General features: G+C 71.3%; 15 protein-coding genes and 1 pseudogene. 14 read left to right on the top strand and 2 right to left on the bottom strand.

The window, feature by feature from the left end; genetic code table 11:
• The first annotated feature begins 116 nt into the window (after positions 1 to 116).
• From FKD65_RS10570 to FKD65_RS10555, 5 genes and pseudogenes are all read left to right on the top strand, one after another.
• Complete coding sequence (locus tag FKD65_RS10570) at positions 117 to 578, top strand: hypothetical protein (RefSeq protein WP_141577281.1); 462 nt, start codon at positions 117 to 119, stop codon at positions 576 to 578.
• Between the two features lie 271 nt (positions 579 to 849).
• Positions 850 to 1,221 (top strand): annotated as a pseudogene (locus FKD65_RS10565) (ADP-ribosylation/crystallin J1); the annotation flags it as partial.
• 30 nt (positions 1,222 to 1,251) lie between these two features.
• Complete coding sequence (locus FKD65_RS46580) at positions 1,252 to 2,658, top strand: HEAT repeat domain-containing protein (RefSeq protein WP_368367270.1); 1,407 nt, start codon at positions 1,252 to 1,254, stop codon at positions 2,656 to 2,658.
• Between the two features lie 297 nt (positions 2,659 to 2,955).
• On the top strand, positions 2,956 to 3,738 hold the full coding sequence (locus FKD65_RS10560) for a GTPase family protein (RefSeq protein WP_168221002.1): 783 nt from the start codon (positions 2,956 to 2,958) through the stop codon (positions 3,736 to 3,738).
• A gap of 89 nt (positions 3,739 to 3,827) precedes the next feature.
• Positions 3,828 to 4,028, top strand: a complete 201-nt coding sequence (locus tag FKD65_RS10555; protein ID WP_141577279.1) for a hypothetical protein — start codon at positions 3,828 to 3,830, stop codon at positions 4,026 to 4,028.
• Positions 4,029 to 4,064: 36 nt separating this feature from the next.
• Here the strand turns inward: FKD65_RS10555 and FKD65_RS10550 are convergent, their stop codons facing one another.
• Positions 4,065 to 4,955, bottom strand: coding sequence for an LLM class F420-dependent oxidoreductase (locus tag FKD65_RS10550; RefSeq protein WP_141577278.1), 891 nt, complete (start codon positions 4,953 to 4,955; stop codon positions 4,065 to 4,067).
• A gap of 89 nt (positions 4,956 to 5,044) precedes the next feature.
• Between FKD65_RS10550 and FKD65_RS10545 the strand changes: the two genes are divergently transcribed.
• Positions 5,045 to 5,581: a TetR/AcrR family transcriptional regulator gene (locus FKD65_RS10545; RefSeq protein ID WP_141577277.1), complete on the top strand. Its 537-nt coding sequence runs from the start codon at positions 5,045 to 5,047 to the stop codon at positions 5,579 to 5,581.
• Between the two features lie 269 nt (positions 5,582 to 5,850).
• Here FKD65_RS10545 and FKD65_RS10540 read toward each other — a convergent pair whose 3' ends face one another.
• The gene (locus FKD65_RS10540) at positions 5,851 to 6,252 is read right to left on the bottom strand and encodes an ATP-binding protein (protein WP_141577276.1); all 402 of its coding nucleotides are present in this window, start codon (positions 6,250 to 6,252) and stop codon (positions 5,851 to 5,853) included.
• A gap of 148 nt (positions 6,253 to 6,400) precedes the next feature.
• Between FKD65_RS10540 and FKD65_RS10535 the strand changes: the two genes are divergently transcribed.
• From FKD65_RS10535 to mnhG, 8 genes are all read left to right on the top strand, one after another.
• Positions 6,401 to 7,291, top strand: a complete 891-nt coding sequence (locus FKD65_RS10535) for a helix-turn-helix transcriptional regulator (RefSeq protein WP_141577275.1) — start codon at positions 6,401 to 6,403, stop codon at positions 7,289 to 7,291.
• Positions 7,222 to 7,407 carry a DUF397 domain-containing protein gene (locus FKD65_RS10530; RefSeq protein ID WP_368367242.1) on the top strand — a complete coding sequence of 62 codons (186 nt, stop codon included), beginning with the start codon at positions 7,222 to 7,224 and terminating at the stop codon, positions 7,405 to 7,407. Before FKD65_RS10535 ends, FKD65_RS10530 begins: the two co-directional genes overlap by 70 nt.
• A 171-nt stretch (positions 7,408 to 7,578) precedes the next feature.
• Positions 7,579 to 10,383 carry a Na+/H+ antiporter subunit A gene (locus tag FKD65_RS10525; protein ID WP_141577274.1) on the top strand — a complete coding sequence of 935 codons (2,805 nt, stop codon included), beginning with the start codon at positions 7,579 to 7,581 and terminating at the stop codon, positions 10,381 to 10,383.
• Complete coding sequence (locus FKD65_RS10520; protein ID WP_141577273.1) at positions 10,380 to 10,802, top strand: Na(+)/H(+) antiporter subunit C; 423 nt, start codon at positions 10,380 to 10,382, stop codon at positions 10,800 to 10,802. Before FKD65_RS10525 ends, FKD65_RS10520 begins: the two co-directional genes overlap by 4 nt.
• Positions 10,799 to 12,322: a Na+/H+ antiporter subunit D gene (locus tag FKD65_RS10515; RefSeq protein ID WP_141577272.1), complete on the top strand. Its 1,524-nt coding sequence runs from the start codon at positions 10,799 to 10,801 to the stop codon at positions 12,320 to 12,322. Before FKD65_RS10520 ends, FKD65_RS10515 begins: the two co-directional genes overlap by 4 nt.
• The gene (locus tag FKD65_RS10510; protein WP_141577271.1) at positions 12,319 to 12,861 is read left to right on the top strand and encodes a Na+/H+ antiporter subunit E; all 543 of its coding nucleotides are present in this window, start codon (positions 12,319 to 12,321) and stop codon (positions 12,859 to 12,861) included. The genes FKD65_RS10515 and FKD65_RS10510 overlap by 4 nt, the downstream gene beginning before the upstream one ends.
• On the top strand, positions 12,858 to 13,124 hold the full coding sequence (locus FKD65_RS10505) for a monovalent cation/H+ antiporter complex subunit F (protein WP_141577270.1): 267 nt from the start codon (positions 12,858 to 12,860) through the stop codon (positions 13,122 to 13,124). The genes FKD65_RS10510 and FKD65_RS10505 overlap by 4 nt, the downstream gene beginning before the upstream one ends.
• Positions 13,121 to 13,450 carry a monovalent cation/H(+) antiporter subunit G gene (gene mnhG, locus FKD65_RS10500; RefSeq protein WP_141577269.1) on the top strand — a complete coding sequence of 110 codons (330 nt, stop codon included), beginning with the start codon at positions 13,121 to 13,123 and terminating at the stop codon, positions 13,448 to 13,450. Before FKD65_RS10505 ends, mnhG begins: the two co-directional genes overlap by 4 nt.
• The last annotated feature ends 9 nt before the right edge of the window (positions 13,451 to 13,459 follow it).

The raw sequence follows: 13,459 nt of genomic DNA, 5'->3' as shown, positions 1-13,459 counted from the left end.
CATGACGGTCGATCGATCGGTGATGAACGAGACGTCACGCCTGAGTGCCGGCCCAGGGGGACGACCCCGGGCCCCCGGCGGGCGGATCTGTCATGCTCGAATCATGCTCGAACGGCATGAAAGTGAACGGGATCTCTGGGCGCGGCGACGGCGAGTTCACCGAACTCGCGCGCCTGGAAGCCCCCGCCGATGGGCTGTGGCGAAGGAACATCACGTTCCTGCTGGAGGCTACCGAAGCCTTGGACTTCCCGAAGATGGCCTGGACCGACATGGCCGCGATCTTCGGAGCATCGATCGCTGCGGCGCTGGTGGAACTCGCGTTCGGACCGCGTAACGAACTGCCTACCCTGGCGTCCGTCGTCCTGCGCAAGCAAGACGAGGTGTCCGAGGTGTGGCGGCTCGTGGTCACCATGCCCTTTCGCCTTTCCGAGGAGAAACTGAGCCGCGCCGTCCCCGGTGAGGAGCAGTCGGTCGCCACGACAATGGTGGAGATCGTCAACATGCTCAGCAGGGGCAGGTGGGGTTACCGCATCGCCGATGAAGAGTCGGTGATCTGGGCCGAACCGTGGTGTACCTGACCAGGTCGCGCCCGCATGACCGCTGCCTTCGCGGCGGTCATGCCACCTGAAGCCCCCCGGCCGCGGCCGGGGGGCTTCATGCTGAGCTTTGTGGCAGGCCCAGAGCACCCCTGGGAGGCGGCCGGGCGGAAGCGCGCTACTCGCGTCCTGCCTGCCGCATTCGGCAGGCAGGGCGGCGTGCTCCAGGCGGCATACCCATGCCGGTCAGCGTGGCCGGGGGATGTATTTTCGTTTGTCGCCGTTCGGGCGGGGGACCAGACTCGCTCTCGTGATGGACGTGCGCGGTGGGGTCCGTACGGGCGGGCGGGGGACGGTGACGTTGTGGCGTCCTGTCGGTCCCGCGGAACTGTCGTTGCTGCGTGCGTCGGGGTGGCGGGCCTGGCCGCCCCGGCTGCCGGATCAGCCGATCTTCTATCCGGTGCTGAACGAGGCCTACGCGGTGAAGATCGCTCGGGATTGGAACGTCCCGGCGTCGGGCGCCGGTTTCGTGACGCGGTTCGAGCTGGACGCGGGCTTCGCGCGCCGCTACCCCGTCCGGCAGGCCGGCGGGCGGAGCATCCTGGAGCTGTGGGTGCCGGCGGAGGAACTGGAGGAGTTCAACGCGCATCTCGCCGGGCCGATCCGTGTCGTCCGCGAGTTCCACCCCGGCTACGTCGGGCTGGCGATACAGGTCATGGAGGCGGCCGCGGGCCGGCGGCCCCCGGACGAGGTCACGGCGATGTTGGCGGTCGCGTCCGCGGCGACGTGGATCGGACTCGACCGGGCGCTGCGCTCTCCTGAGGTGGAGTACGGCGAGAGCGCTGCCATGGCGAAAGTCGGGCTGGTGGAGGACGAGCGGCTTTCGCGGCTCGTGGCGGCCTGCTCCCCGGACGGCCGCCGCCGGCAGTCGGCGGTCGCGGACCCGGTGATGCGCGCCGATGAGGTGCTGCTGCCCGCTCTGGTGCTGCGGACCGCCGACTGGGTGCCGCAGGTGCGCGAGCCTGCGCGCCGGTCGCTGGCCGTGGCGTTGCAGTCGGCGGGTGCCGCGGCGTTGTCGGCGGCGGCCGGTGCGGCGGTGGCGATCGCGTCGTGGGAACGCGGCGGACCTGCTCTGGAGGCCGTCGCCGGGGCGCTGCGCGCGGCGCCGGACGAGGTGCTGGCGTCAGTTCGAGGGCACCGGGACGCGGGGGTGCGGCGGCTGGCGTACCGATCGTGGTTGGCGTCGGGCCGCACCCGGTACGAGGAGGTCCTGCGCGCTGCTTTGGGTGAGCGGGATGTGGTCTGCCAGATGCAGTGTGCGGAGTGGCTGGTGTCCGATGCCCTCCGGCACCGGCGTGCCGACGTACTGGAGAAGCTGCTGAGCCGAGGCAGCGCGAGGTCCGGTGTCGAGGCGCTCACCGCACTGGTGGAACTCGGCCGTCCCGAAGCGGGTGTGGCTCACCTGGCGGATCGGTCGGCGATGATGCGCGCCACCGCGCAATGGGCCGCGCGTCGCGCCGGTCGCGTTCCCGCCGCGATCTACCGCGACGCCCTGGCTTCGGAGCGGGCGCCCGGCCGGGTCCGCGCGCTGGTCGCCGGGCTCGGGGAGTGCGGCACGCGCCAGGATGCGGATGTGCTCCTGCCCTTCCTGGAGGACGCGAGTCCCCGGGTGCGGGCCGAAGCGGTGCGGGCCGTGCGCCGCCTGGGCGGCCCCTCCGCTCCGATCGTCGGCATGCTCGCCGATCCCGCCCCGGTGGTCGTCCGAGCGGTCAAGCGGGCACTGCGGGGCGAGCCCGATGCGGTGCCCGCCTCCCGCCTGTGGGATCTGCTGGCCGCCGACTCGCCGCCGCACGTCCGCCTGGGGGCTTACGAGCAACTGCGCGGCATGGACACCTGGACCCGCGTCCAAGTCGACCTCCACCTCCTGGCCGCCCGGGACGCGGAACTCGGCGGTCGCGCGCGTACCGACCTGATCGAGTGGTCACGCCGCGGGGCCGCCACCGCGTACCGCATGCCGTCCGAGGAGACGGCGCTGCGCCTCGGACAGCTGATCGACATGGCCGAGACGGTGCTCGGTGCCGAGCAGGCCGGCCGGCTGCGCTGGCTCCTCGGCATCGGCTGACGTTCCCGCGTCACCGACCCGGGGCTTGCACGGTGCTTTCAATGATCTGATATGCCGGGGCCCGGTACGGCTGAACGGCAGTCGGGGGCTAATTCGAAGCGGTGGCCTGGTGAAACGGGGGCGGTGTTTCCACGGTGACGCCCATTCGGGCCTGCGGATCTTATGGCCGAATGCGGACGTCGTCCCTCAGTGCGGTTGGAGTTTCCGCGAGTAGCGTGTGTGGCAGGCTACTGAGAGTCCCTGAGTGGAGTGGCTTGCGGAGTGCGGATGAATATGGGGAGCAAAGAAGATCAAGAAATGCGGCGGAAGATCCTCGCGGAACTCCAGGAGGAACTTCGGCGTAAGCCGCTGACGATCGGCGTGGTCGGTGTTTCCGGGGTCGGGAAATCCACTCTGGTGAACACCATGTGCAAAACCGATCTGCCGACGAGCCCCACGGTGGCCTGTACGAGGGAATTCGAGAGCCAGGACGTCAGCATCACCGTGCGGGGCGGGGTCGTCGAGGGGTACCGGGCGAAGCTGAGGGTGGTCGACGCGCCGGGGCTGGGGGAGAGCGTCGAGCAGGACCCCGGTTACCTGGAGATGTACCGGCGCGAGCTTCCGAAGTGCGATGTCGTGCTCTGGCTCAGTGCCGCGAGGAACCGGGCGATCGCCCTGGAGCAGCAGTACCTCGCGGAGCTCGTCGGTGTGAACGACCGGATCGTCTTCGGTCTCAGCCAGGTCGACCTGGTCGATCCCCTCGACTGGAACACCGAGGTGAACCTTCCCTCCGGCGAGCAACGCAAGAACATTCAGGAGATCTGCCGGGACAGGTCAGAAAGATTCTCGGCGACGATCGGATCGACGGTGGAGTTCGTGCCCGTCTCCGCCGGCAGGAGATACAACCTCCAGCCCCTCTTCTCGGCTCTCCTGGAAAGGGCCCCCGACGAGCGCGCCTGGATATTCTCGGGCGTCAAGGCGTTCACCGCGGGGGACTGGGTCCCGGAGAAGTATCGGGGAAAGGTCATGAGGGGCTCGGGCGGGGCTGGGAGTTCCAGTAAGTGGGCGTCGCTGCTGAAGCTCTTCCAAGGAAAGTGGTGAGACGCCGCTTCGGCAGTCTTTCTTTGACGGGGTGGTTGCGGAGGCTCCACGGTGGAGATCCGCCGCCGACGGAGTTATAAGGGGTGAAAATGGCGGGCTCCGAAGAGAACATGATCCGCAAGGAGCTGGATCGCTACAGCGCGAGCGAGCAGAGGGAGATCGCGCGCACGCGGTCCTCGCTCGAGGACTGGGCCAGGAGACTCAAGGTCGTCAAGGACATCGCGATGTCGGTGGCGGACATCGTGAAACTGGCCAAAGAGTTGCTGGACTGGTGGAACGACCGGAGGTGACGGGGCACTTCACCGCCGCCTCCTGACGCGAGCCGGTCAGCGCAAGGAGGCGGCGAACTCCATCAGGCGGGCTGGGTCGCCGTAGGGGCTGATCAATAGGTCCGTGGCGCCGGCGTCGGCGAAGCGGCGCAGGTGGCGGGCGACCGTTTCCTCGTCTCCCGCGATGACCGTCTCGTGGACGCCGGACAGGCCCTGGCGGTCGAGGACCGCGCGGTAGGCGGGGAAGTCCGACGCCGGGCCGAAGAGGCCGGCCAGTTCGCGGCGGACGCCGTCCGGGTCGCGGGTGAGGGCGACCACCGCGCCCGCCAGCACGCGCGGCGCGGGGCGTCCCGCCGCCTCGGCGGCCTTGGTGATCGACGGGACGATGTGGTCGGCGATCGCGTCGGCGCCCACCCAGGTCGTCACGGTGCCGTCGGCGAGTTCCCCGGCGATCCGCAGCATCGCCGGGCCCAGCGCCGACACGAGCACGGGGGGTGGGGTCGTGCCGGGCGCGTCCACGGCTCCTACCGCGGTCAGCGTCTCGCCGCGGTAGTCGACGTCCTCACCGCGCAGCAGTGGACGCAGGGCGGACAGGTATTCGCGGACGTGCCGCGCCGGGCGCTCGTAGGCGATGCCGTGCGAACCCTCGATGACCTGCGGGTGACTCGGCCCGACGCCCAGGGTGAAGCGGCCGCCCGTCATCGCCTGCGCGGTGAGCGCCTGGCTCGCCAGCGCGAGGGGGTGGCGCGGGTAGGTCGGGACGATCGCGGTGCCCACCTCGATGCCGGGGACCTCGCGTCCGGCGACCGCCGCGGTCATGAGGGCGTCCCACGACGCCGTGTGCCCGAAGAAGACGCTGTCGAGGCCGGTGTCGCGGGCGAGGCGGACCTGGGCGACGAGATCGTCCAGGGGCGCCGCTCCGGCGATGGCGAACAGTCCGATGCGCATGAGCCGCTCCAAAGGTGAATCGGATCTTCCGGTTCTGGTTGTGCAGGATAACCTGAATCTCTTGTTCCGGTTACCGCTGGAGGAGGACGATGCGGGCCGACGCGAAGCGCAACCGCGAGCGGATCGTCAGCTGCGCCCTCGAACTGTTCGTGGAGCGGGGGCCCGGCGCCGGCATGGAGGAGATCGCGCGGGCCGCCGGCCTAGGCGTGGGCACTCTGTACCGGCACTTCCCGGACCGGAGAGCGCTTGTCGAGGAGATCGCGCGCACCGCCCTCCAGAGCCTCGGTTCGGAGATACGCCTGCTCCGCGAGCAGAGGCTTCCGCGCTGGGACGTGCTGGCCGAGGTGGTCGCCTTCTGCGCGGGCCAGCCCTTGGCCCTCGTGAAGTCCGTCGCCGAAGAGGACGAGATCCCCAAGGAGCGGCTCGCCCTGCAAGGCGAAGTCGACGGACTCCTCCTGGAGCTCGTCCGAGAGGTGCAGAAAGAGGGCACGATGCGCGACGACATCAGCCCGTCCGAGGCCGTCGAGATCCTCAGCACCGCCGTCTGCCGACCAGGCGCCCAGGCAGGCGACGCCGTCACCCGCGTGATGCTGGACGGCCTCAGATCCAAGAACTCGAAGTCGTGAGGTGGCCGGGGGCTGAGGCGGACTGCGGGGACTCTTCAAGCAGTCGAACGGCGCGTTCCACGGCCGCGGGATCGGCGGCGCGAATGAGGTCGCACAGCCCCTCGACGGTGCTGGACGAGATCAGGACTCGCCCGGACGCCCTCCACACCCCCTCGCGGTCCACCGTGATCGACCACCCGGGGAAGAGGTGTTGAAGCAGCAGCAACGTGACGCTCATTGTCTCCTCGCAAGCAGAGGCCCCGTTCCTGTCGCACCGGGGCCCGTGCGGTTCAGGTGGCGGGCAGCTTCGCCCAGACGACCTTTCCGCCCTCAACCAGAGGGCGGACGCCCCAGCAGTTGTCGACGTACTCGGCGACCAGTTGCAGACCCCGGCCCGAGATGGCGGTGGCATTCTGCGGACGGACGGCGGGGCGCCCCTCGCCTGCGTCCCACACTTCGATCACGAGATGCCCGTCCTGTGCGTCACGGGGGAGGCGGACGACGATCGGCCCCTCCCCGTGCCGGTAGGCATTGGTGACGAGCTCGCAGACGATCAGTCGGCCCAGATGGTCGTCGGTGATCCCCCAGTCGGCGAAGCACTTGGCGAGGAACTCTCGTGCGAGGCGGGGCGCGGTGGCGGTGGGGTCCAGGACGAGTATCGGGTTCTCGGGCGATGGCGCTGTCGCAGTCATCAGTACGACCTTCTGAAACGTCTCCGATTGGTACGGCACATTCAGCCACTAGGGCTGTACGGTGCGTAACAAAGCAGAAGAGTCCTGGCCACAAGTCGCAGGTGCGAGCCCCTCTTGGTTGTGTCCGGTTGAGTCGCGCTTGTGTGGCATGCACCCCCCGGGAGCCCAGATGGCGACACGCCGCAGACGAAGCACGACGAGTCCGACGCTGGTGGCGTTCGGGCGGCGCTTCAGGCGCTTCCGAGAAGCCAAGGAGTGGACCCAGGAGAGTGTTGCTTCGCGAGCGCACGGAGGGGCGGGGGTGAAGCCCCAGTACATCGGAGCCATCGAGAACGGCCGGGCCAGGTGCACCGAGAAGTTCGCCGCCGAGATGGACGAACTGCTGGGGGCTCGCGGCGAGTTGATCAGCCTGTGGCACGACCTCGCCATGGACTCTGTGTTTCCCGCATGGTTCGACTGGGTGGCTGTCGAAGGCGACGCGATCGTCCTCTCGTCCTACAGCCTGTCCGTGGTCCATGGGCTGCTTCAGGTGCCCTCCTACGCAGAAGCGATCCTTCATGGGGATAAGGACGCGGTGACGGCTCGCATGTCCCGGCAGGCGATCTTCACTCGCTCCGACCCGCCCCCACCGGACGCCTCGTTCCTACTGGATGCGCAGACGCTTGTTCGCCCGGTGGGGAACCCGGACGTCATGATCGAGCAGCTCGACCACCTTGCCGCGAGGATTGAGGAAGGGATGCAGATCCAGATCATCTCGTCCGATGGGACGCATCTGGGGAACACCCACTCGTTCACCATCGCGACGCTGGAGGACATGCAGCAGGTCGCTTACGTCGAGACGGTGGCGCGTGGATTCACGATGGCAGAACCAGCTGACCTTGTAGCCTTCGGAAGGGCGCTGCGGCAGGTTCAGGGGCTGGCGCTCCCCGTGGCGCAATCTCTGGACGAGATCCGCAGGAAGGCGCAGACGTGGAAGCAGGCAAGATCGTCATCTGGCGGAAGTCGAGCCGTTCGACCTCTACCGGAGGCGAGTGCGTAGAAGTGGCCGACCTCGGCGAGGGCATCGGTCTCCGAGACTCGAAGGACCCCGTTGGGGGGCACCTCGTCGTCACCCCCGAGAGCTTCGGGGCGCTGATCGCTGAGTTGAAGCGCTGACGTCCCCTCGCTCGGTGTTGGAGCGCCTGGCCCGTGTGCGGGTCGGGCGCTCTTTGTGTGTCGGTGCTGTTGGGCGCTTCGCGGCCTTCTCATACGGCTGGATGGTCGTTTCGGGGGTGATGATCGGGTAGATGGGGAGCGACGTGCCTTGCGGAGGGGGGCTGCGGCGGCATGCTCGCGCTGGTTCTGGCCTATGCCGTCGTCGCGGTCGTGGTGCCCTGGGCGCTCGGGCGGCATCGGCGTGTGATGGCGTGCGCCGCCGCGGTGCTCCCGGCGGCCACCGCCGGGTGGGCCGCCGCGCGGGTCGGGCGGGGAGAGCTCACGGCGACGCTGGACTGGGCGCCGGATCTGGGGCTGGTGTTCGACTTCCGGCTGGACGCCCTCTCCATCGTCATGCTGCTGCTGATCGGCGGGGTCGGGGCCCTCGTCCTCTGCTACGCGGGGTGGTACTTCGAGCGGTCCGAGAGGCTGATGATCGGGACGCTCGTCGCGTTCGCGGGGGCGATGACGGGGCTGGTGCTGTCGGACAACCTGCTGGTCCTGTACGTGTTCTGGGAGCTGACCACGCTCAGCTCGTTCGTGCTCATCGGCGCGCCGCGGCCGGAGCGGGCGGAGGACCGGCGGGCCGCCGCGCAGGCGCTGCTCACGACCACCGCGTTCGGGCTCGTCATGCTCGCCGGGTTCGTGCTGCTCGGGCAGACCGCCGGGACGTACCGGATATCGGAGATGGTGGCCGATCCGCCGGGCGGCGGCCTGGCGACCGCGGGGGTGGTGCTGGTCCTGCTCGGCGCGTTCGCCAAGTCGGCGCAGGTGCCGCTGCACGCGTGGCTCCCCGCCGCGATGGTGGCGCCCACCCCGGTCAGCGCCTACCTGCACGCCGCGGCGATGGTGAAGGCAGGCGTCTACCTGGTCGCGCGCCTGGCGCCCGCCTTCGCCGACGCCGGGGTGTGGCGCCCGCTGGTGGTGAGCGTGGGGCTGCTGACCCTGCTGACGGGCGGCGTCCTCGCGCTGCGGCAGCATGATCTGAAACGGCTGCTCGCCTACGGGACGGTGAGCCAGCTGGGCTTCCTCATGGTCCTGCTGGGGGACGGTACGCGGATCGCGGCGCTCGCGGGCACCGCGCTGCTTCTGGCGCATGGCCTGTTCAAGGCGCCGCTGTTCCTGACGGTCGGCGCGCTGGAGCACGAGACGGGCACGCGGCGCGCCGACCGGCTCTCGGGGGCGTGGGGACGGCTGCCGGTGCTGGCGGTCGCGGCGACGGCGGCCACGGCCTCCATGATCGGGTTGCCGCCCTTCCTGGGGTTCGTGGCGAAAGAGGCCGCCATGGAGGCCTTCGCGCATGGCGGTTGGGACGCGGTCGTCCTTGCCGGGGTGGTGGCCGGGTCAGCGCTGACCGTGGCTTACGGTGTGCGGTTCCTGTTCGGTGCCTTCGGTGGGCGGGCGGACCTGTCGCCCAGGGAGCGCTGGGGGCTGGTGGGGCCCGTCGTGGTCCTGGCCGTGGCCGGGTTCGTCCTGGGGTTCGTCCCCGGGGTGATGCAGAAGCTCGTCGGGCCGTACGCGGACACGCTGCCGGGCGACGGCGAGTACAAGCTCGCCCTGTGGCACGGGATCGCACTGCCGATCGCCCTGTCCATGCTCGCGCTCGTGCTGGGCGCCGTGGTGTTCTTCCTGTTCGGCCGGACGTTCCCCGTCAGGCGGGCGCGGTGGCGGATCCTGGACGCGCAGCGCGGCTACGACGCCGCGGTGGAGGGGATCCTCGCCGGGGCGCACGCGCTCACCGTGCGCGTGCAGATCGGCTCGCTGCCCGTCTACCTCGGTGCGATCGGGGCCATGGTGCTGGTCGTGCCCGGCTCGGCGCTGGTTGCGGGCCTGGCCCGGGGCACGTGGCCGGGCATCCCGGTCGACCGGCTCCGCGCCTGGGACGATCCCGCGCAGGTCGTCCTCGCGATCGTCGTGATCGTCTGCGCGCTCGCGGCGCTGCGGGCCCGCCGCAGGCTGACGGCGGCGCTGCTGCTGGCGGGGACGGGCTACGCGGTCGGCGGGCTGTTCGTGGCGCAGGGCGGGCTCGACCTCGCGCTGACGCTCTTCGTCGTGGAGACGCTGTCGCTGATCATGCTGGTGCTGGTGCTGCGGCGGCTGCCCGTCCGCTACCCGCCGCGGCGCCGCACGGGTCCGGCCAGGGCGGCGGCGGGACTGATCAGCGTGTGCCTGGGCGGATTCGTCGGGCTGTTCCTCGTGGTGGCGGCGTTCAGCCGGAACACCCCGCCGACCGGGGCCGGATACGCCCGGCTCGCGGCCGAGGAGGGGGCCGAGAACATCGTGAACGCGATCCTGGTCGAGATGCGGGCGCTGGACACCCTCGGCGAGATCGCGGTGCTGGGCGTCGCGGCGATGGGCGTCGTCGGCCTGGTGACCAGCGGGCGGCGGCTGCCGAGCGCGTCCGGCGGCGAGCGCGGGCCCGAGGAGGCGAAGAGCCGCTGGCTGGCGGCGCCGGGGCGGCCCCCGCTGGGCGGTTCCTCGGTGGTCCTGGAGGCGGCGGCGCGGCTGATCGGCCCGACGACGCTGGTGTTCTCCCTCTACCTGCTCGCCGCGGGCCACGACCACCCGGGGGGCGGGTTCGTGGGCGGGCTCGTGGCGGGCATGGCGTTCGTCCTGCGCTACCTGCCGGGCGGACGGCGGGAGCTGGCGAGCGCCCTTCCGGTGCGGCCGAGCGTGCTGATCGGCGGCGGGCTGGGACTGGCGGTCGCCACGGGCGCGGCCGGCTGGGCGGCCGGCGGGTTCCCGCACGGGGAGTTCCTCGAGGGCGAGGTCTGGCGCGCGTCACCGCCGGTCCTCGGTGAGGTGAAGGTGCCCACCAGCCTGTTCTTCGACATCGGCGTCTACCTGCTGGTGCTCGGACTGGTCCTGACGATCCTCACCACGCTCGGCGCGAGCCTGGAGGAGGAAGACGAAGGCGAAGAGGAGGAGACGGCATGACCGGGCCCGCGCTCGTCCTCGTGCTGGCGGTCGCCGTGCTGTTCGCGGCCGGATTCGACCTGCTGATGCAGCGGTCCCTCATCCGCGTCGTGGTCGGCTTCATGCTGCTCGGGCACGGCGCCAACCTCGTCCTGCTGCTGGCGGGCGGCGCCGCCGGGGCGCCGCCGCTGCTCGGCGGGAGAGCCGAGCGCGCGATGGCCGACCCGCTGCCGCAGGCCATGGCGCTCACCGCCATCGTGATCACGTTCGGCGTCACCGCGTTCCTGCTGGCGCTCGCCTACCGGAGCCGGCGGCTGCTCGGCGAGGACGAGGTGCAGGACGACGTCGAGGACCGCCGGATCTGCGCCGAGCGCCGCCGCGCGTCATGGGACGCCCCGCCCGAAGCGCACGACCCCCTGGAGGAGGACGAGAGCGGATGAACGTCCTGCTCCCCCTGCCGTTCGCGCTGCCGCTGCTGGGCGCGGCCCTCGCGATGGCCAGCCGCCGGCGCCGGTCCTGGCTGCGGATCCTCGCGCCGCTCGTCGGGGCGGGCGTGGTCGCGGCCAGCGTGGCGGTGCTGGTCGGCGTGGCGCGCGAGGGCGTCGTCGCCGTCCAGGCCGGGGGCTGGGCGGCCCCGCTCGGGATCACGCTCGTCGCCGACCGGCTCTCGGCGCTGCTGCTCGTGGTGTCCAGTACCGTGCTGCTGGCGATCATGCTGCACGCGGTGGCGGAGGGCGCGGGCGCGCTGGAGCGCCGGACCGAGCCGGGGGTGTTCCATCCCGCCTACCTCGCGCTGACCGCCGGGGTCAGCCTGGTGTTCCTCGCCGGGGACCTGTTCAACCTGTTCGTCGCCTTCGAGGTGATGCTCGCGTCGAGCTACGTGCTCATGACGCTCCAGCCGACGGCCGAGCGCCTCCGGGCGAGCATGACCTACACGGTCGTCAGCCTCACGTCCTCGATCCTGTTCCTGACCGCGCTCGGCCTCACCTACGCGGCGGCGGGGACGGTGAACCTCGCCGACCTGTCCGAGCGCGTCCCGGGCCTGCCGGCGGGCACCCGCACGGCGCTCGGGCTGCTGTTCCTCGTGGTGTTCGGGATCAAGGGCGCGATCGTGCCGATGCACCTGTGGCTGCCCGACAGCTACCCGGCCGCCCTCACCAAGGTCACCGCCGTGTTCGCCGCGCTGCTGACCAAGGCCGCGGTCTACTCGCTCATCCGCGTCCAGACGCTGGTGTTCCCCCGTGAGCACGGGTCGTGGGTGATGCTCCTGCTCGCCGCCGGGACGATGCTCGTGGGCACCCTCGGCGCGCTGGCCAACGACGACATCCACCGGGTGTTCTCGTTCACCCTCGTCGGCCACATCGGCTACATGCTGTTCGGCCTCGCGCTGTTCAGCGTCGCCGGGCTCACCGGGGCGATCCTCTACCTCGTCCACCACATCGTGGTGCAGGCGACGCTGTTCCTGGTCAGCGACCTGATACAGGCCCGCACGGGGGAGACGTCCCTGCACCGGCTCGGCGGCATGGCGCGCCTGTCGGCCTTCATCGCCGTGCTGTTCTTCATCCCCGCGATGAGCGTGAGCGGGGTGCCGCCGACGTCCGGGTTCGTCGCGAAGCTCGCGCTGTTCCAGGCGGGCCTCGGGTCGGGACGGCCGCTCGCGTACGCCGTCACGGGCTTCGCGGTGCTCGCGAGCCTCCTCACGCTCATGGCGATGGCGCGGATCTGGGCGCTCGGGTTCTGGCGCCCCCGCCCGGACGAGGCGGGCGAGCCGCCCGCCGCCGAGCCCTACACGCGCGGCGGTGTGCGGGCCATGCAGACGGTGACCGCCCTGATGGTCGCGGGCGGGCTCCTCATCGCCCTGTTCGCCGGGCCGCTGTCGTCGTGGAGCGCGCGCGCCGCCGCGGACCTGGTGGAGCCCACCGCCTACCGGCAGGCCGTGCTCGACGGGAGGACGCCGTGACCCGCGCGCTCCGCAGGATCGGCGCCCGGCTGGGCATGGCGGCGTGGCTGCTCGCGGTCTGGGTGCTGCTTTGGGGGAAGGTCGACGCCCTGACCGTCGCCGGCGGGATCGTCGCGGTGGCCGTCGCCTACGCGGTGAGCAGGCTGCCCGCCGTCCCGCTCGTCAGGCGGATCCGGCCGCTGCGCCTCGCCGAGGCCGGCGCGGAGCTCGCGTGGGACCTGCTCGTGTCGAGCCTCGTCATCGGCTGGCACGCGCTGCGGGCCCCCCGCCGGGTCAAGGGGGCCGTGATCGAGGTGAGCGCCACGACGCGCTCGGAGCTCGTCCTGCTCGCGGTCACGACGAGCATCTCCCTGCGCCCCGGGACCCTGCTCGTCGACCTGGACTGGGAACGGTCGATCCTGCGCATCCACGGCATGCCGGTCCGCGACCGGCGGGAGGCCGACGCCGTCCGCGACAGCGTGCTGCGCACGGAGCGCAGGCTCATGCAGGCCCTCGTGACACCCGAGGACACAGCGGAGGAGACAGGAGAACAGCGATGACCGCCGTCTACGCCGTCACCATGGCCCTGCTGGGCGCGGCGATCCTGATGACCGCCGCCCGGCTCGTCCGCGGCCCGACGTCCTTCGACCGGATCATGGCAGTGGACGTCATCGCGGTGCTGCTGGTCAGCGGGATCGCGGTGCACTCGGCCGTGTGGGGGGAGCCCGCGCAGGCCACGATCCTGGTGGCCGTCGTGCTGCTGGGGTTCGTCGGATCGGTCACCGCCGCGCGCCTCGCGGCGCGGCGGGAGGGGGGGTCGTGAACGCCGGCGACGTCGCCACCGCCGTCCTGATGCCCGCGGGCGCCGCCTTCTGCGCGGTGGGCGCGCTCGGCGTGCTGCGCTTCCCCGACCTGCTCACCCGCCTGCACGCGGCGACGAAACCGCAGACGATCGGGCTCGTGCTGGTCCTCGCGGGCGCGGCGCCGCAGGCGGAGTCCGTCGCGGCCGCCGCGCCGCTGCTGCTGGTCGCGATATTCCAGCTGCTCACCGCGCCCGTCGCCGCGCAGACGATCGGCGCCGCCGCCTACCGCGCCGGCGCCCTCGACCGGTCCGTCCTCACCATCGACGAGACCGGCCGCGAACCCTGAGCGCCGCCC

The organism is Actinomadura sp. WMMA1423 (genome assembly GCF_006547145.1).
In the GTDB taxonomy this organism is placed as follows: Bacteria; Actinomycetota; Actinomycetes; order Streptosporangiales; family Streptosporangiaceae; genus Spirillospora.
This window is presented reverse-complemented; position numbering and strand designations above follow the sequence as displayed.